The organism is Verrucomicrobiota bacterium (assembly GCA_037139415.1).
Lineage (GTDB): Bacteria > Verrucomicrobiota > Verrucomicrobiia > Limisphaerales > Fontisphaeraceae > JBAXGN01.
Map to the genome: position 1 here is coordinate 26,204 of JBAXGN010000017.1, position 17,908 is coordinate 44,111.

Genomic DNA, 17,908 nt, shown 5'->3' on the forward strand with positions numbered 1-17,908 from the left:
TAGCATGAGCAAAACGTGGCCAAAGGTGAGGTTGGGTGAGGTGTTGAGGCACCGCAAGGAATTCATCACCATTGATGACCTTAAAAATTATCGGCGCCCGCGTGTTCAGCTTCATGTTCAAGGCATTGTCCTCCGCGATGAGGTGCCCGGCGCACTCATTAAGACAAAAACTCAACAAGTTTGCCAGGCAGGCGAATTTCTCGTCGCCGAAATTGATGCAAAGGTTGGTGGTTTTGGCATCGTGCCCATGTTCCTTGATGGCTCAATTGTCAGCAGTCATTATTTTCTGTTTGTCGTAGATGAGTCCAAGCTTGACCGACGATTTTTAGACTTCTTTATCCGCACGCCTACGTTTTGCGAACAAGTTGCTGCACAAGGCTCAACCAATTACGCGGCCATACGCCCAACCCATGTTCTTGGCTACGAAATCCCGTTGCCGCCGTTGGCGGAGCAGCGGCGGGTGGTGGCGCGGATTGAGGAACTGGCCGCCCAAATTCAGGAAGCCCAATCCCTCCGACAACAGGCCGTGCAGGAGGCGGAGGCGATTGTTGCCAATCAAATCAAAGCATTATTTGACGATGGCCAAGAGTCTGGATGGAAATACGGTTGCCTTGGCGATTACGTCGTTGATGACTGCTACGGCACATCGGAAAAGACTCACGACGACAGTTCGGCCACGCCGGTTCTTCGGATGGGAAACATTCAGAACGGTCGGCTTGACACACGCTGCTTGAAATATCTTCACATAGCAGAGAAGGAGCGGGCGAAGTTGCTCCTTACACGTGGCGACATCGTGGTGAATCGAACGAACAGCGCAGAGTTGGTTGGGAAATGTGCAGTGTTTGATCTGGACCGTGATTTTGCTTTTGCTTCTTACCTTATTCGCCTTCGTCTTGACTCCGACAAAGCCGACTCGCGCTTGGTTGCGTCATACATCAATTCGCCTGCTGGCCGTGCATATATGTTCAGCGAACGAAAACAGATGACAGGGCAGGCAAACGTCAACGCGACGAAATTGAAAGCGTTGCCAATCGCTTTGCCGCCACTTCCCCAACAACGCCGGATCGTAGCCGAACTGGACGCACTACAGGCGGAGGTGGATGCCTTGAAACGGTTGCAAGGCGAGACCGAAGTGGAATTGGATGCATTGCTGCCCGCTATTTTAGACCGGGCATTTAAAGGAGAATTATGAGTTATCCCGAATCTGAAATGCCCATCCGCCGCGAACTTGGCGAGGCGCTGATGGCGTTTATCAAGAAGTTGACGGCGACGCGGCTGGGGAATGACCAGGAGGATTCGGTGATGCGGCAGGTGGCGACCGAGGAATATCGTCAGGCCGTACTCAAGGCGGCGGCGCAAAATATTGAGGTTTCGCTTTGCTGGCATACGCTGGCGGTCTGGACGGAGGAAGGCAAGGAGCGCATCGGGTATTTTGCGCGGGCGCTGGATTGCTGCCGGGCGGAAGCCAAGGCCAAGCCGCCGGAGACGTTTCGGGAAATCTGGTGCTGGATTCACACGCAGGCGGATTGCCTGTTTGAAATCGGGCGGGTGCATTTCCACGAAGGCGCGCCGGAAGTGGCGCGGGAGTTTTTGACGGAAGCGCTGCCGCTGGCGCGCCAGGCCGATGCGTTGCAGGCGAAGGCCGATGTAACGGATGACCGGCTGGAAGGCCGGATCGCGGAATTGCTGTTGCAATTGCCGGAGGAAGAATAACGGCATCCTGTCAAAGCCTGTCGTGCCTGCAAGCCGAAACCGATGTGGGATTGGAGGCGTTGCAGCCGGCGATTTTGGATAAGGCGTTTAAGGGAGTGACATCTGAGGAAGGCCGAATTTTTTAGAAAAAGTGAATCATTCATCCAGCACCGCTCATTCCCTTGGTGCGCTTCTGAAATCCGAGCGCGACATCATGCGTGAGGGTGAGGCCGATGTGCCGCCCTTACAGGGCGGAGGGGATTTATTTGGGTGTGGTTTCCTGGGGCTTCGCTCGGCGCTTCACCCCAGGCTATCACATGAACGGGCCTTCAGCCCTCAAACAACGGCATGAATGTTTTGAAACCATATTTCGAGGGGCTCCGCTCGGCGCTCCACCCCAGGCTATCACATGAACAGGCCTTCGGCCCTTGTTAAATTCGTTTGATAGGATTCGTTTTTCATCCTGTCCATCCTGTTCATCCTGTCCTTTTTATCTTAAGATACTCATCATGTTGCGACAATTCGTTCATACGTTGAACATTTCCGCGCGCGGGCGCGGGTTCTATGAAATTACCGATGAGGTCAACGCGCTGGTGCGCCAGAGCGGTTTCCAGACCGGGCTGTGTACCCTCCATGTCCGGCACACCAGCGTTTCGTTGTTGATCCAGGAAAATGCCGATCCGGAAGTGCGGCTTGATCTGGAACGCTTCTTTAGCCGGTTGATCCCGGATGGCGATCCGTTGTTCCGCCACACCTGCGAGGGAGACGATGATATGCCCGCTCATGTGCGCACCGCGCTGACGTGCGTCAATCTCAGCATTCCGATTACCCAGGGAAAACTGGTACTCGGCACGTGGCAGGGGCTTTACTTATGGGAACATCGCACGGCCTCGCATCGGCGCGAGGTGGTGGTGCATTTAATCGGGGAAACGTGAACCAACAACCGTTCTGACCACGGATTTCACGAATGATACGGATTCACTGCGGCTTGCGCCGGGCACCCTGACGACGTGAGTTCAGGAATCGAGCGTGGAATGCGTTCCATCGCAGAAGGGCGGGTTTTTGGTATGCTTGCAGCCGCACCAAGTCACGCGGCGGGGATTAAAAATTTCAAAGGTTTTGGGCGCGAGGCCGGTGCCTTGATGGGAGCCGTCGCAATAGGGCTGGCTTTGGGAGCGTCCGCAGGAGCACCAATAGTAAACCCCTGGCATCATTTGGTCCACGTAGGGACCACGGCTGGCCACCACTGGGGCGGCGGGTTCCGCCGGTTCGGAGGCTAGCGCGGGTTCAAGGGCTTCCATCACCGGTACAGCGGGCGGCTCGGGCGTTGGCGTGGGAACAACGGGTGGTTCGAACGACGGTGCCGAGGCTTCCGAGGTAGGTTCCACCGGTTGAGGTTTGCGACCGAACAAACCCTGCACGTCAGTCACGTTGAGGTCCGTGAGATCAAAACAGATATTGGTTCCGCGTTTCTCGGCAATCGCGATTTGATCCGCCAGCACCTTGGTGGTTTTGCTGGCGTAGAAACGAACGGCGCCCACACTGAGATGAGCGCCAAAAATAACCATCAGGATACAGTGCTCGTCCACGTTGAGCATGAGGGTGCTGAATCGCTCGCCCTGCTGGTACATGCCGGGGAATTTGTCTTCATTCAACAAGCCGGCCATGAACTGCACGGCGTTGAAGGAGTTCGAGGCCAAGGTGGCCAGCACATCCGGCGGATACTGATCCTGTCCGCCGCATTGCTGAATCAAGTGCCCGGCCTTCTCCACCAAAAGAACATGATTGGCCTCGGTTTTGGCCATCAGTTCTTTCAGGGCGGCATCAATCCGCTGAAAGTCATCCTCGATCAGTTGAGGAAAATCCATAATCAGGTGGTGGAAATCCGGCGACCGCCCTCGTTGATGAACTTGTGCAACAACATGCGCGTAATCATATTGAGGGTTTCAAACACGCCTTCGCATTTGGGGGCGGTGGCGGTAAACGAGGGGACCTGGACATCACGATTATTAAGCAAGAACTCCATGTATTCGACGGGCGCGAGATTGGGCAGATCGCGTTTGTTGTACTGAAGCACGTAGGGGATGTCGTCAATGTTCATTTTCAGCCCCTTGAGGTTATCCGCCAGGTTTTGAAAACTCTCGACGTTTTCCTGCATCTTGTCGTATTGCGAATCGGCCACAAAGACAATGCCATCCACCCCGCGCAGCACGAGTTGGCGGGTGGTGTTGTAGATGACCTGGCCGGGTACGGTGTAGAGTTGGAACTTGGTCTTGAAGCCCTTGATGGCCATGGCCTCCAGGGGCATAAAGTCGAAGAACAGGGTGCGATCCGAGCTGGTGGCCAGCGATACCATTTTGCCCTTGGCATCCGCATTACCCACCTGCACGTTGGCGTGAACCTGCTCGAGGTTGGTGGTTTTACCGCATTTGGCAGGCCCGTAATAAACGATCTTGACCTGCAATTCTTTGGTTGCCGCATTAATGATTGCCATAAGTATTTGTCGTTTGTGGATTTTACTTTTGCTTTTGCAGTTCTTCTGCCACCAAATTGATATGGGCGGCGGGCAGGCATTCGCCCGGCCGGCTGACCGCCGCAAAAAAGACCGCGCCAGACTGGCAAATCTGCCATTGGCATTTGCCCGCCTTAAGGGTCAGGGCGGTCACGTCGCCCATGCCGATGTCTCGGGCATACTGGTTCATCCGATTGAAAATTTGCGGAATAAAGGCAGCCACCGTGTCGCTCTTGAAATCCGGCGGCAATTGGGCTGCGACCAGCATCCCATCCTCAAAGGCCAACAGCGTACCCGCAACCCCGGGCAAGGCCGCCGTGTGCTGCACAATATCGTTCAGTTCCCAGTTGGTGCGTCCGGGCTGCCCAAACAATTCGCCCAAGGTCGTGGGCAGCTTGACCGCCGCCGGAGTGGCGGCGGGGACTTGAATGGGGACGACCGGCGTGGATGATGCCGCAACGGGGGGCGGCGGAACCACCGGCACCGGCGCTGGAGCGGGGGGGGGCGGTGCGGCCGCCGTCTTGCCACCGAACATGTCGGGAATCTTGCTATCAATCGCCAGCTTTTTCTGGGCTTGTTGCGGCTTGTGCTGGCTTAAATATAGCGGCGCGACCACTTTTAATGGCAGATCCACGGAGGCGCTACCTTGCGCGGAGGCGCCCGAGGGAGCGGGCTTGACCCAGCCCAACAGTTGCTGCCAAGTGAACGCCACTTTGCCAAATTTAAGACCACGGCCCACTTCTTCAGTCGGAATGAAAATGAAACCACCATCGAGGCCGAGCTTGGCAATCTCTTGTTTGATCGCTTCCGGCCAATTGGCACTCACCTCGTTTACCGGGACGGTGATCATGCCCGCCACCACGGGGCCGGCAGGAACCGCCGGAGCCGGAGCGGGGGTGGAAACAGCGGGCGCAGGCGTCACCGGAGCGGCGGGTTTGGCCGGTGCCATGGACGGCAATCCGGCCGGTTTCGGTGCGGGAGCCGCCGGTTTCGTCCCACCAATCATGGTCGGCGCGGAAGCTGGTTTGGCCGCTGGCGCGCTGGATGCCGCCATCATTTCACGTAACGCGGGAGAGACTGACAGCGGAGCGGTTGGCGCTGGCGGTGGGGGCGGTACGCTGACTTGGGGGGGCTCAGGTTCAGGGGGCGATACCGGTTTTGGTGGTTCGGGTTCAGGGGCGGGTGCCGGTTTGAGAGGCGCTGGCGCTGGAACTGGAGCCGACTCGGATCTACTGCGGGCCGCCTCCATCGAGGCAACCCCGATGACGGTTGCCTTGTCCGCGCCGCCGGGTTTGCCTTTGGGGCCAAACAAACCACCGATATCGTTGGGAAGGGCGACCCGTTTTTGGTCGCTGCGCTTTGGCAGCGCGGCAGCGCCGACAATGGCAATAATCTCGCCCAGAGGAATTTCCACCTGGGTGTGATCCAGATCGCCGCCCGCCGCCAACAGCCCAGAAGCCCCTGACCGTAATTCGGCATAGGTGACCTTGACCACGCCGGTGGACAGTTGCGTCAGCGTTGCTTGCCGGGAGATTTTGACCACATCTTTTGCCCCGACGGCGCGCGTCAGTTTGTCGTGAAGCTCTTTGGGCAGCTTGGCGATGATGGGCTTGAGGGGCAGTTCCAAAACATCCGCAGGGTCCAGCAGGGGAACTGGCGACGGTTCCTCCATCGGAGCCGAGTGCGGAGCTGGCGCCGGGGCGGCCGAGGGTGGTTTGGCAGGTCTGGCAGGCTGCTGGACCTGAGGTTTGGGAGTGGCTGTGCCGGCGGGTGCCGGATTGGCTGGCTGGACCGGAGCCTGGGACTTCTCCTCCGGTTTGCCACCGAATAATTTTTTAAAGATGCCGAACATTAGGATACCTTTAGGGACGAGTCTGGCATGAATCCGGAAATAAATCCATAAAAATCGTCATAATTCATGGGACTTGCTTTTAGGCGGGGAATGGTCTTTAATGGTACGGGTGCCGGGTTGGTACGGCGGTTTTCATTTTGACCATCGGTTGCGCCATAAACCGGCTAAAGCCGGGATTCCGAACTGGGTGAGGCGCGACTTTGAGCGGTTGGGATCCTCCCGGCTTTAGCCGGGCGAGATCAGAATGAGAATGGCCTGGGACGGAAACGGCGACGTGGATAAGCATGGCAGAAAAATATAAGATTTTGTTGCTGGATGACGAGTTGGATCTGCTGGAACTGTACCAGGAGATGATGAAGCAACTCCCCAGTCAACCGGAAGTGCATACCTGCGATTCGGGTGCCAAGGCAATTGCATTGCTTGATTCCGAGCCGTTCAACCTGATGATTTCCGACCTGAACATGCCCCGCATGGACGGTTTGCAGGTGCTGTCCATTGTGCGCCGGAAATATCCCAAGCTGCGCGTCGTGGTCATCACTTCCATCATGGATGAACAGTTCCGTGCCCGCGCGTATGCGTTGGGGGTGGATTTGTTCTGGCAAAAACCCGGTAATGAGCAGGAGACCAAGCTGTTCCTGGAAAGCATTGAAGCGCTGATGGCCAAGGAGGAACAGGGTGGCTTTCGCGGGGTACAAAGCAAGAGCTTGGTGGACATCATTCAGCTTGAATGCATGTCCCAAAGTTCGGCGGTACTAAAAATCACCAACGGGGTGCTCGAGGGGCGCATTTGGATTATTAATGGCGAAATCATTGACGCTACCATTGGCGATCTTACGGGCGAGGATGCCTTCAAGAAAATCCTCTGCTGGAAGGCGGGTAATTTTGAAAGTCTGCCACCGGAGCCCACCCGCACGCGTACCGTGTTTAATTCGTATCAGGGTTTACTGTTGGATTCGGCGCAGAACATGGATGAGGCCCAGGCCATCGCCGATGGGAACGCGCCAGCGTCGGAAATTCATGAGGAAGCGAGCCAGCGCGTCACGCCGCTGCAAGCCAGCGCGAAGGTCAGCGGGGTGGATTTCCTGCTGTCGGTGCCCTTGGATGAAAGCAAGCCGTTCGAGCAGTGGGGGGTGGAAAGCCCCGAGACCATGCTCAAGTTCACCCGCTGGATGTTCCACACGTTTCATGAACTTGGGGAGCGTTTTGTGGCTGGGCAGGTGCGGGAGGTGGCGGGCCGCGGGATGCAGCGGCATGTGTCCATGGTGCGGGCGGGCGACCGATATTTGTGCGTCGGTCTCAAACGCAACCTGAATGCCGAGCAGCGGCGCGAAACTGTTAAAACCGTCATTTCCAAATGGGTATCCTGAATTTTTTTTCCAAGGCCAAACCGGAGCTATTACAACTGCCCAGCGGCAGTTTTACGGTGGATCCACAGGGGCGGGTGGTGAGTTCGACGTTGCCGCATAACTTTCCCGAGGAGCAGACGCGCCACATCGCCGGGGTGGTGCTGCAGGCCTTCAAACAGGCGCAAGCGGCCAACGTGCCGCTCCTGGAACTGGCCATTGAATTTTCCGCGTTGAAAATCACCGCCAAGGAAATGCGCGGTGGCGCCATGATTTTCCTCGCCCCGCACGGTCCCTCCACCCAAGGATAACCCGAACCATCCGCACGCCTATGAGCGACAAACAGAAAATTGAAAATGTAATTATCCAGTTGGAGACATACCTGGAAAGCTGGAAACAGTTCAAGACGTTCATTGAATTGGCGCGCGCCAAGAAATTTTCCCCGGAGGATGAGGCACAGTTCATGGAGGTGAAGAGCGCCGTGGCGCAACAGTTGGAAATGATCCTGGCCGCCTTTGAACAACCGGTGGTGGATCGCAATGAAATCCATGCGCTGCTCTCGGACGCCTCCTCGATCCGCAACCTGAGCGAGAAGACGGAAAACGCCCTGCGCAATGACGAGAACAAATGGAATAAAATTTACATCACCCTGCAGGCGGCGGTCGGCCAGCTTAAGGCGCAGCAGAAACAACTGGAGGGGAAATCGTTCTGGTCCGGGCTGTTTGGCGGCAAGAAATGACCACCAAGGTTAGTCGAGAGGTGTGCGCGGGCATTTTTCCCGCGTAAATTTACCACCATAAAAGCATTGTTTTTCATCGCTGCCCGGCGTAGGCTGGCAACGGATGATGAAGACATTCGCCGAAATGAATTTTCCGGGTCGCCTGATCGCCGTTGAGGGCCTCGACGGCTCGGGCAAGACCACCCAGCTTTACTTGCTCAAGCGCTGGCTTGAGGCGCAGAATCTCCGGGTGTTTCATAGTGAATGGAATTCCTCGGAGCTGGTCAAATCCGCCACCAGCCGGGGAAAAAAGAGTGAACTCCTCACCCCCACCACCTTCAGCCTGATTCACGCGACGGATTTTGCGGATCGCTATGAGCGCCAGTTGGTGCCGCTGTTGCGCGCCGGTTACCTGGTCTTGTGCGACCGGTATGCGTTCACCGCGTTTGCCCGGGATACGGTGCGCGGCTGCCCCGCCGAATGGGTGCGCGGAATCTATAGCTTCGCCTGCCAGCCGGACATCACCTTCTTTTTCCGGGCCAATTTGGACGTGTCGTTGCAGCGGATTCTGGATGGCCGCCCGCAATTGAAATATTTTGAGGCGGGCATGGACCTGCATCTTTCCAACGATCCGCAGGAGAGCTTCAAGATTTTCCAGGGGCGCTTGCTCGAACGCTATCTGGCGATGAGTTCCGAGTACCAATTCACCGTGATTGACGCCAACCAGGCCATTGAAACGCAGCAATCCCTGGTGCGTCGGCTGGTGGCCGCCCGAATCAACCTGGCGGACTATCCGCGCGTGCGCGCCACCCCCCAGAACCCCACTATTCCCGCCGCTGTATGAAAGCCAAAAACAAGCCTCGAACCACACCAGGAACCCCGCCGCCGGCCATCCAGGTGCCGCGTCCCACCCGTAAACGCTTTTACGGGCATGGGTTGCCGGGCGTCAACGTGGAACAACTGTTGGGGCGGCTGATTGTGGTGGAGGGAGCGGATGGCTCGGGGCGTTCCACGCAAATCCGCAAGCTGGTGGATTGGCTTGAAGGGACGGGACACGCCACCGCCCAGGTGGGGTTGAAACGTTCCACCCTTGTCAGCGAGGAACTGGACCAAGCCAAACGCGGCAATATTCTGAGCCGCACCACGTTCAGCCTGTTCTACGCGACGGATTTTGCGGACCAACTCGAAAACTCAATCATCCCGGCGCTCAAGGCCGGGTTCATTGTGCTGGCGGATCGTTATATTTACACGCTGATGGCGCGGGACCTGGTGCGCGGGCTGGACCCGGAATGGGTGGAAAACCTGTATGGCATGGCGCTGATTCCCGACGTGGTGTTTTATGTCGAGGTCTCGCCGGAAAACCTGGTGCAACGCAATTTCGCCAAGGATTACACGCTGGATTATTGGGAAAGCGGCATGGACATGGGCCTTTCCCGAGATATGTTCGACAGTTTTCTCAAATACCAGGGGCTGGTGGCCGAGCAGTTCCGCCAATTGCAAAAAACGTACGGTTTCACCATCCTGGATGGCAACCGGCCCGCCGAGGAAATTTATGCGGAATTACAATCCAACATGGAAACGGTGCTCCGTGGCAAAGGTCCGGCTGCCTGAGACGTACCCGAACTGCCCCCCAACCAACCAGTAATCATCAAACCTCAAATCTCGAAAGGCGCGCTATGGCTGATAATGTCAAACCTGAATATCTCATCGGAGTGGATCTGGGCGGCACCAAAATCATGGCCGGGGTGTTTACCCCAAGCCTGAACTGTATCAGCACCACCAAGATCAGCACCAAGGCCCAGCGCGGACCGGAGTCCGTGATTGAGCGCATTGCCCGGTGTGTGCGTGATGCCGTGGATGAATGCGATCTGGACCTGAAACAGGTTCGCGCGGTGGGGGTGGGTGCGCCTGGGTCCGTTAATCCCGAGGCGGGCAAGGTGATTTTCTCGCCAAACCTGCCCGGCTGGAAGGAGGTGGCACTTAAAAAGGAGCTGGAAAAACATTTAGGATTGCCCGTGTTTGTGGAGAACGATTGCAACGTATGCACGCTGGGCGTGTATGAGTACGAGTTGAAAGCCAAACCCAAAAGCATGATCGGCATTTTTCTCGGCACGGGTATCGGGGGGGGGATCGTCCTGGATGGAAAAATGTTTTCCGGTTTCAACCGCACGGCGGGGGAGTTGGGCCACATGGTGTTGGAGATCAACGGGCCAAAATGCTCCTGTGGCAACAAGGGCTGTTTTGAGGCGCTGGCCAGCCGGGGAGCCATTTTCAAAAGAATCCAGGCCGCCGTAAAGGACGGCCAGAAAACCCTGCTGACAGAAATGCTGGGAGATGAATTGGAGGACTTGCGGAGTGGCGACCTGCGCAAAGCGATCCGGCGCGGGGATAAGTTTGTGGAACAAGTGATCGAGGAAGCCGCCGAGTACACGGGCATTGCCGTAGCCAACCTGATCAACCTGATCAATCCCGAAGTGATCGTGCTGGGCGGGGGCGTGATTGACGCGCTGGAAGACGAAATGATGGCCATCATTGTGGAAACCGCCCACGAATATGCGCTCACGGGAACCGACGCTGGCATTGAGATTATCCCCTCCAAATTGGGTGACGACGCTGGCATTACCGGCGCGGCGGTGCTGGCCCGGCGCGAGTTCAAGGCGACGCAATAAACATGGACCCCGCCCGCAACCGGGCTGAAGTGTGCTCCTCAGCTCCAGTGAACACGCCGCATGAATTTGCCGGACGAATGGACACCGCGAGCCCGGCTGGACCGCGTCGCGCCGTGGTGGATATTGGCACCAATTCGGTCAAGCTGCTGGTGGTGGAACTGGGGCCCGAGGGGCCGATGCCAATTCTGGAACAGAGCCGGCAAACCCGGTTGGGCGAAGGTTTCTATGCGGCACATCGGTTGCAACCCGGCCCCATCGCTCTGACCGCCACCGCAGTGGCCGAGTTTGCCGCCTTGGCGCGCACACATGGCGCGCCCGGCATCCGCGTCATCGCCACCAGTGCTGCGCGAGACGCGCGAAATCAAGAAGAGCTATTGCAGGCCATCACGCTTGCCTCCGGTTTAAAGGTGGAAATCATTTCGGGCGATCAGGAAGCGGAGTGGGCCTTTCAAGGAGTGACCAGTTCCCCCCTCCTGGCGGGACAACGGCTCTTGATTCTGGATTTGGGCGGCGGCAGCGCGGAATTTATTTTGGGGGAACACGGTCACCGTCAGTTCAGTCGTAGTTACCAATTGGGCTGCGTGCGATTGCTGGAACGGCTGGCACCACCCGACGCACCGACACCCGCTGATTTGGCGCAATGCCGTGATTATGTGTACCAGTTTTTGGCAACGCATGTGAGTGCCGATCTGCGGTCGCTCTGGTCAAGCCAAGCCACGGCACCCTTGCTGGTGGGCACCGGCGGCACGGTCACCATCCTTGGGCGGCTGGAAAACCGGATGACGGATTTTGACCGTACACGCCTTGAAACCACCGAGCTTACGGTGGATTCCGTGCGCAATTGGGTGGACCGGCTATGGTCGCTGCCCCTGATGGATCGGCGTCGGCTGACCGGGCTGCCGGCCAATCGTGCCGATGTCATCCTGATGGGCAGCGTGGTGTACGAACAGGTCATGGAAACCTTTCATTTGCCCGCCTTGCGGCTCAGCACCCGCGGGCTGCGCTTCGCCGCTGCCATGGCAGGAGTGTGAGTTTGAATTGTCAACCGTCCTTTCAATCCAGGCATAACAAAACCTCCGCCAGATCGGAAGATCGCGGCGGAGGTGAGTTGGTTTTGATAATTATTTCCGGTACTTCCGGTGCGGGGGGAACGATGACAACCTGTGCTTGGGCGGGCACGGCGGGCGCGGCGGGAACATAGACAAAACTCGGCGTCGCCACGTTGACGGATGGCCCCAGCACCAGCGCCTGCGGATTCGCGGGGGCTTGCATTAGCCAGTTGTACTTGACGAGACTTGGAGCGCGGGAATACCCCACCCCGAAATGTTCTCCCCCGCGATTGACCGTCGGATCAGTGAAGGCGTGGCCACCCGTGGGCCCCAGCGGATGCAACGGGTCCTGCGGATTGGTCCAGGAACCGGCGGCAAAGCTGCCATCCGGGTTCTTCTTGGGTTCGTAGCGGACATACACCTTGGAATGCGCCGGGTCCGTTTTGTCCTCGGTGATTTTGGGGACGCCGTAATGGTTGTAGTCGTACGTATAGGTGATATCGGTGCTGTGAATATCATCCAGTTCAATGCAGAAACCGTAATTGGTATGCCCGGTGTCATTGACCACATCGAAATTATTCAGGGAACCATACGCGACCGCATGGGCGGCGACCGGCATGACCAGCAAGGATAATGACAGAAAAAGTTGTTTCATATTTGAACGTTTAGTTTCTGATTTGAATGGTGGATCATTTAACCGATAAACATTTGCTACATGACACCGCTCCTCAAATCATCACGGATTAATGTAGCACTGAATTGTCAGGGGGCAAATAGCGACAGACTGCAAGCAGTCGGGCAGTCATTTGAAGGACGCAATCATGCCCAAACGATGTTGGCCAGCATGGGCGTCCATTCGGAAATACCGTAATCCGCAGAAAGACCTTTTGCAGAAAAATTTCCGGGTGAAAAATATGAAAGCAGGGAAAATTTTGGAGTCCCGACTTCAGCCGGCGGGAGCGGAAGTTACCTGGTGAAATGGGACAAGCATTTGCCGGATGGCCTCGCTCATCCGGCGGGGCCGTTCATCCAACCCGGCGCAGACATGCAGGCTTTCGGCCTCCAGAATCAGCCGGTCCGATTGGTTCACGATCCGATAGCCGAATTCCACCCGCAACCGGCTGAGATCGCGCAGCCACACTTCCACGCGCAACCCATCGTCATAACGGGCCGGGGCCTTGTAACGGAGGCGGCATTCGATGACGGGAAAGGCGAACCCCTCCGCCTGCAACTGCGACAGGGACAGCCCGCCCTGGCGAAAGAGTTCCCCCCGCGCGGCCTCAAGGATATCCAGGTAGCGCGCGTAATAGACATGATTCCCCACGGTACAATCCCCGTAAGTCACGCGATATTGATAAGTAAAAATGCCGTTCGCCATGCCGTCACCCTGCCGCAAAACTCCCGGGCTGTCATGCTTTTTCACTCGCGCTTAGCGGTGCCACAGGCTGCCTCAAGCTCGGTTTGGTTCAAGCTGGAAGCGGCGGTTCGGAGGTTCCCATGGCCGCGGAATTACCCGAAAGAAAGTGAAGCGATTAAGCTGATTCCCTCAGCCGGATAATGAAAATCCTCTCCCCGAGGGAGAGGAAACAGGTGAGGGGGTACGGAACCACAGACCCTGCCCACCTCGTATTTTTCGTAACACCCCAATGCGCTTGATGCAGCCCTGGCGGTGCCAGCCGGCCCAAGGTAAGGGAGAGAAGAAAACTAGTACAAAACTAGTACGCCGTTTAAATTTTGGACGTTAGTAATTGTTTGGTTTTTGTGTTGAAAATGACTCTAACACACAAATCGTTTACCACGGATGCCACGGATGAGGGTAAAGGCTTGCCCGCGAATGAACACGAATGGAAAGACGCAAAACCTTTGCAGGAACCTTCCAAGGCATAACAATGGCAGGTAAAAGATGCCAAGCAGGGGATAGAAGCTGGGAGCGGGAAGCGCGGTGTTGCAAATCCGAAGACCGAAAAGCGAGGTCCGAAAGAAATCCGAACCTCGCAAATTGAGAAACGGGGGGACTTTACACGGTCAGTTCCATGCCTTCGGCGCAGGCGAAGCATTCCATGGTTTTACCGGATTCAGCAATCCATTGGCGACAGCGTTCCACTTGGCGGTCCAGATCCACATCCTCCCGGTCCGGGTCATGATGAAACAGGCCGAGTCGTTTCACCCCGGCTTCGAGGGCGATTTTTACCACGGCCTGATAGGTGGAGTGACCCCAACCCCGGGTTTTTCGGTACTCCGCCTCGGTGTACTGGGCGTCATGGAATAATAAGTCCGCCCCCGCAATGAAACGCACGAATTCCTCCCGGCTCGGTCCTCCCTCATGGTGAAACCCGATCTCGTTATCCGGCACGAACACAAAGCTGCGATCCGCCTCCATGAGTTTAAACCCATAGCCGCCATTGGGATGACTGAGCGGGATGGAACCACAGCATAATTGGCCGTCGGTGTGAGTGGGGTTACCGGAGCATTTTGTTGAACCGCAATGGCAACCATAACGAATGTTGGCTTTCAATTGGGCAAAGGCGATGGGAAAATACGGTGGTTCCATCTGATGCGCCAAAAACTGCCGGATGGATTGCTGCGTGGCCGGGCCCCCGCAAATGGCGATCTCAAAATCAGGTGAATAGGCCGGACCAAAAAAGGGAAATCCTTGAAGATGGTCCCAATGCGCATGGGAAAACAAAAAAGTGATTTTATGCGGCCCTTTTTCTCGGAGGAGATGTTTTCCAAGATTGCGCACCCCGGTGCCGGCATCCAGAATGATCCTATTCCGCCCCCTGTCCCGCACTTCCACGCACGTGGTATTGCCGCCATAGCGGTCCACTTTCGGACCGGACACGGGCAACGAGCCCCGGCATCCCCAAATCTTGATTCGCATAAAGGTTGCCTATGTCAGATGGCCTCAAAAGTCAAGCTGCAAACATTCTTGAAATATTTATCAAAGGAGATTAACCATTGCAAGAATCACTTTTTTCGTTTTATCCATCGCCGCTTGGCTGCGCTCCAAACCATGTGCCACACTGGAACGCATTTGCCCTCAATGCCGGATTCGCAGGATGCGTGATATCCCCTGGCGGTGTTGCGCCACCCAGTGATAAGACCGCTCCGCGAGCCACATCGTGCCGGGCACCCATAATAGCAAGGCGGGCAAGGAGGTCAACGGGCAGCGAAGCGCAATAAACCGCACCGCCCGCGCGGAGCGGTTCACGACTCCGCTAACGGAAACGCAATGCATGGCCTGGGTCAATGCCGGTTCAGACAACTTCACGCAACATGGATCGGACGCGGCTTGCTGCCAGGGGATGCAGGCAAAGCGGTCAAACCAATCCAACGCACGCAGCAGGCGGATGGAACCCCGGCAAAAGCCGCAGTCGCCATCGTAAATCACCCAATGTCTTTGCCGTGGCATTTTAGGTACGCGCCACTTGGAAAGTGGTTGGCAAAGCCAGAGCGGGTTTTGAACATGGTCTCTCTTCCAGACAATACGCCATGGCTGCCTTGAGATTTCGGAATTCGGAATAATCCGTCTCCTTAACTCGACGGCTACGAGCGGGAGCGAGGGAGCAATGCGGCCGCAGGTTCGCGCGCATATTCACGAGGGATTGGCATTCTCATCCGTCCCAAACACTGGCAGTCCCACTTTCCAGCGAATGGCCACCAGGCGCAGGACCAGCACGATGCTGATGCCGATGAGCGCGTTCGACGGGTTGAGCGGAAAGAGGGTTACCAAGCCGACAAACACGGCCGCCCCAGCGAGGGAGGCCGTAGCATACAGGTAAATCTGCGGGCGAAACACCAGGGGGATTTCCCCCGTGAGCACATCGCGCAACATGCCGCCCACCACGCCGGTGATTACGCCCAAGGCGATCGCGCTGGCGGGGGACACTTGGAAATTCAACGCCTTTTCCGCGCCTACGATGGTGAACAGTGCCAGGGAAAACGCGTCGGCCAGCACCAGAAGGTTGCGCCGTGATTCAAAAATTTGGGCCAGGAAAAAGGTGACTAGCGCCGTCGTGGCGGCATTGAGGAGATAGCTGGCATGCCGAATCCAAGTCACTGGGACATCTCCCAGCATCAAATCCCGCACTGTGCCGCCACCGAAGGCCGTCACCAGCGCCAGCACCAGCACGCCAAACATATCCACCTGTTTGCCACGCGCCGCCAGCACGCCGGTGATGGCGGCCACCGCGACGGCGAAATGCTCAAGAAGAAATTGCAGTTTCATGAGACCGCAGTGATCATAAACCGAAATCCTTGGGTGCCTGGCTGGTGACTGGCCGGGTAAATTTTTCGCCGTACTTGGTGAAGCCGGGAATGAACCCGCCTTGCGACAGGAAGAACTGGCCGTTCTCCACCCCCATGAAGCGATCCAGGCGGTCTTCCTTGCCGGTGGCGTCATGGCTGAATTTGGCCTCGGTGATCTCAGTCCATTGGCCTTCCGCCGTGCGAATCCATTGGTTGCCGTAAAGCACCTTGCGGTGCAAGTGCCCATTGCTGCCGCCAAAGTTTTCACTGAAACTGTAGAGCCCGTGCAGGTACCCGCCATCCTTCGGCGTTTTCCAACTGGAAATCAGCAGCCACGCTTTTTTATCCGGATGAAAATAATATCCGGCGAAGACGGTGTGCGTGGCATCCACCGGTTTAGCGGTGACGATGAAGCGCTGTTTCTCGCCGGTTTTCCAGAGATACGTCAGATGGCTGTGGCCGCCGGTCCCCTCGTTGCCAAAGTCCCCGGTGGAGACTCCTTCGCCCTTGGCAACCAGCCGCACGCGATCTTCATCGCCCACTTTTTTCCGGTCCACCGCTTCGCCGCCACTGTCCCATACGCTGAAGATGATCCGCCGTTCGGTGGCGCTGTTGATCTGCATGCCAAAGTATCCGCGATGCCAGCCGCACGCCTCATAATATGTCCAGAGCGGTTCCTCAACGCCGGTCATTTCACAATAGAATGCCGCTACTTTGGTCTCCTTGGGTACCGGGTAGGCCAGGTGGACCGAGGCGGCATTGCGGCGCGGCTTGAGGTTGAAGTGCGCGTCCCGGATCGCCGGGCCATCCAGCACCAAAGCCGCCAAGTCCCCGGCGGGTTGGCCCGGCGCATTGAGCGATTCCAGTTTGAAGCATTGGTAACCCGCCTGTTTGATTTGGACGGTGCCGAATTTGGCCTGAACAACGGTGTCCCCCTGGCCATTCACAGTGGCCTCATGCGCCTGTCCCGCCACGGTCAGGCGCAATTTGGAAAGTTTGCCTGCCGCCAGCCGCAGGGACAACGCGCATTGCAATTCACCAGTGGATTTCAGCTCGCCATACCACAGCACGCTGAGCGCGGGATTGGTCCAGCCGGAAATTCCCGCTTTGGCGGAGACGCGCGCGCCATCCGCGATGGGGTCCAGATAGGCGGTAAACGCGGGCACTTGCAGCTCAGCGCGGGCAATCCCCGCAAGCAAACCAAGGCTGGCACATACTGCCGGGAGGGCGGTGGCGAATTTTATGCGTTTCCGTTTCATACTGTTATTCAATTTCCAAGAAACCTAGCCGAACCAGCGCAATAAATCCAGCACAATGGTTTGCGCGAAAACCCGCTTGTAGCGCCGGCTCTACCCTAGAATGATGGAGATTCCGACACCAGCAAATACCAGTCCGAAAAAGCCTAAGAACGCCGCTGGCAACCAGAGCGTGGAAAATGCCCTCAATTCGACGTGATCGGGATTGGCGGGATCCACGAGCACCTTGACCTCTGCCCCAACCCGATACCCCTTGCGATTTGACCCGGTGGAGGCGGCGAACACAATGGTGCGGCCATCGCGCGCGGTGAACGCGACCTGCGGATGATAATAGCACTTGCCGGACTGCGCCGACTCTTGGTAGCCGACGATGCGACCGGGAGCCGAGCCCCAATCGCGCAGGCGCCGCAATGACTGGTGGCTGATTAGCGCTGCCAGAAACAAGAACAGCAATCCGCCCAACGTGAACACTATGCCAACGACGATTTCCACACCCGAGCGATACCACCAACGCTGGCGGAGCGCAACGGCCAAAACACGCACAGGGACGCCGTGAATTCTACTTTGCT

Annotated in this window: 20 protein-coding genes; 10 read left to right on the top strand and 10 right to left on the bottom strand. The window is 57.1% G+C overall.

All coding sequences use genetic code 11. The features are described 5' to 3' along the window. The first annotated feature begins 4 nt into the window (after window positions 1–4). The 3 genes from WCO56_04815 (at window position 5) to WCO56_04825 (ending at window position 2,627) form a co-directional block, all read left to right on the top strand. Window positions 5–1,192, top strand: coding sequence for a restriction endonuclease subunit S (locus WCO56_04815; protein MEI7728866.1), 1,188 nt, complete (start codon window positions 5–7; stop codon window positions 1,190–1,192). Continuing rightward, the gene (locus WCO56_04820) at window positions 1,189–1,713 is read left to right on the top strand and encodes a hypothetical protein (protein ID MEI7728867.1); all 525 of its coding nucleotides are present in this window, start codon (window positions 1,189–1,191) and stop codon (window positions 1,711–1,713) included. Before WCO56_04815 ends, WCO56_04820 begins: the two co-directional genes overlap by 4 nt. A gap of 488 nt (window positions 1,714–2,201) precedes the next feature. After that, window positions 2,202–2,627, top strand: a complete 426-nt coding sequence (locus tag WCO56_04825) for a secondary thiamine-phosphate synthase enzyme YjbQ (GenBank protein MEI7728868.1) — start codon at window positions 2,202–2,204, stop codon at window positions 2,625–2,627. A gap of 81 nt (window positions 2,628–2,708) precedes the next feature. Here the strand turns inward: WCO56_04825 and WCO56_04830 are convergent, their stop codons facing one another. Genes WCO56_04830 through WCO56_04840 form a run of 3 tightly spaced genes read right to left on the bottom strand, consistent with a single transcriptional unit; the run spans window position 2,709 to window position 6,056 of the window. Next, window positions 2,709–3,560: a CDGSH iron-sulfur domain-containing protein gene (locus WCO56_04830; protein ID MEI7728869.1), complete on the bottom strand. Its 852-nt coding sequence runs from the start codon at window positions 3,558–3,560 to the stop codon at window positions 2,709–2,711. A 2-nt stretch (window positions 3,561–3,562) separates the two neighbouring features. Continuing rightward, window positions 3,563–4,186, bottom strand: a complete 624-nt coding sequence (locus WCO56_04835; protein ID MEI7728870.1) for an ADP-ribosylation factor-like protein — start codon at window positions 4,184–4,186, stop codon at window positions 3,563–3,565. A 22-nt stretch (window positions 4,187–4,208) separates the two neighbouring features. Further along, window positions 4,209–6,056 carry a roadblock/LC7 domain-containing protein gene (locus WCO56_04840; protein MEI7728871.1) on the bottom strand — a complete coding sequence of 616 codons (1,848 nt, stop codon included), beginning with the start codon at window positions 6,054–6,056 and terminating at the stop codon, window positions 4,209–4,211. Between the two features lie 284 nt (window positions 6,057–6,340). Between WCO56_04840 and WCO56_04845 the strand changes: the two genes are divergently transcribed. From WCO56_04845 to WCO56_04875, 7 genes are all read left to right on the top strand, one after another. Continuing rightward, a complete protein-coding gene (locus WCO56_04845) occupies window positions 6,341–7,423 on the top strand; it encodes a response regulator (protein MEI7728872.1) in 1,083 nt (360 codons plus the stop codon). Next, the gene (locus WCO56_04850; protein MEI7728873.1) at window positions 7,411–7,710 is read left to right on the top strand and encodes a hypothetical protein; all 300 of its coding nucleotides are present in this window, start codon (window positions 7,411–7,413) and stop codon (window positions 7,708–7,710) included. The genes WCO56_04845 and WCO56_04850 overlap by 13 nt, the downstream gene beginning before the upstream one ends. Window positions 7,711–7,730: 20 nt before the next feature. Next, the gene (locus tag WCO56_04855; GenBank protein MEI7728874.1) at window positions 7,731–8,138 is read left to right on the top strand and encodes a hypothetical protein; all 408 of its coding nucleotides are present in this window, start codon (window positions 7,731–7,733) and stop codon (window positions 8,136–8,138) included. A gap of 103 nt (window positions 8,139–8,241) precedes the next feature. Further along, window positions 8,242–8,961 (top strand): thymidylate kinase, encoded by a 720-nt coding sequence (locus WCO56_04860; protein MEI7728875.1) that lies wholly within the window; start codon window positions 8,242–8,244, stop codon window positions 8,959–8,961. Continuing rightward, on the top strand, window positions 8,958–9,728 hold the full coding sequence (locus WCO56_04865) for a thymidylate kinase (GenBank protein ID MEI7728876.1): 771 nt from the start codon (window positions 8,958–8,960) through the stop codon (window positions 9,726–9,728). The genes WCO56_04860 and WCO56_04865 overlap by 4 nt, the downstream gene beginning before the upstream one ends. A 65-nt stretch (window positions 9,729–9,793) precedes the next feature. Further along, on the top strand, window positions 9,794–10,786 hold the full coding sequence (locus WCO56_04870; protein ID MEI7728877.1) for an ROK family protein: 993 nt from the start codon (window positions 9,794–9,796) through the stop codon (window positions 10,784–10,786). Window positions 10,787–10,863: 77 nt separating this feature from the next. Beyond that, the gene (locus tag WCO56_04875; GenBank protein MEI7728878.1) at window positions 10,864–11,817 is read left to right on the top strand and encodes a Ppx/GppA phosphatase family protein; all 954 of its coding nucleotides are present in this window, start codon (window positions 10,864–10,866) and stop codon (window positions 11,815–11,817) included. 22 nt (window positions 11,818–11,839) lie between these two features. Here WCO56_04875 and WCO56_04880 read toward each other — a convergent pair whose 3' ends face one another. From WCO56_04880 to WCO56_04910, 7 genes are all read right to left on the bottom strand, one after another. After that, the gene (locus WCO56_04880) at window positions 11,840–12,490 is read right to left on the bottom strand and encodes a hypothetical protein (protein ID MEI7728879.1); all 651 of its coding nucleotides are present in this window, start codon (window positions 12,488–12,490) and stop codon (window positions 11,840–11,842) included. A gap of 291 nt (window positions 12,491–12,781) precedes the next feature. After that, window positions 12,782–13,258, bottom strand: coding sequence for a thioesterase family protein (locus WCO56_04885; GenBank protein ID MEI7728880.1), 477 nt, complete (start codon window positions 13,256–13,258; stop codon window positions 12,782–12,784). 594 nt (window positions 13,259–13,852) lie between these two features. Beyond that, the gene (locus WCO56_04890; GenBank protein ID MEI7728881.1) at window positions 13,853–14,716 is read right to left on the bottom strand and encodes an MBL fold metallo-hydrolase; all 864 of its coding nucleotides are present in this window, start codon (window positions 14,714–14,716) and stop codon (window positions 13,853–13,855) included. Between the two features lie 159 nt (window positions 14,717–14,875). Next, entirely contained in the window at window positions 14,876–15,247 is a 372-nt protein-coding gene (locus WCO56_04895) for a DUF393 domain-containing protein (GenBank protein MEI7728882.1), read from the bottom strand. Window positions 15,248–15,430: 183 nt separating this feature from the next. Beyond that, window positions 15,431–16,063 carry a trimeric intracellular cation channel family protein gene (locus WCO56_04900; protein MEI7728883.1) on the bottom strand — a complete coding sequence of 211 codons (633 nt, stop codon included), beginning with the start codon at window positions 16,061–16,063 and terminating at the stop codon, window positions 15,431–15,433. A gap of 13 nt (window positions 16,064–16,076) precedes the next feature. After that, entirely contained in the window at window positions 16,077–17,342 is a 1,266-nt protein-coding gene (locus WCO56_04905; protein MEI7728884.1) for a DUF3472 domain-containing protein, read from the bottom strand. 90 nt (window positions 17,343–17,432) lie between these two features. After that, window positions 17,433–17,882, bottom strand: a complete 450-nt coding sequence (locus tag WCO56_04910; protein ID MEI7728885.1) for a DUF3592 domain-containing protein — start codon at window positions 17,880–17,882, stop codon at window positions 17,433–17,435. Window positions 17,883–17,908 lie beyond the last annotated feature (26 nt).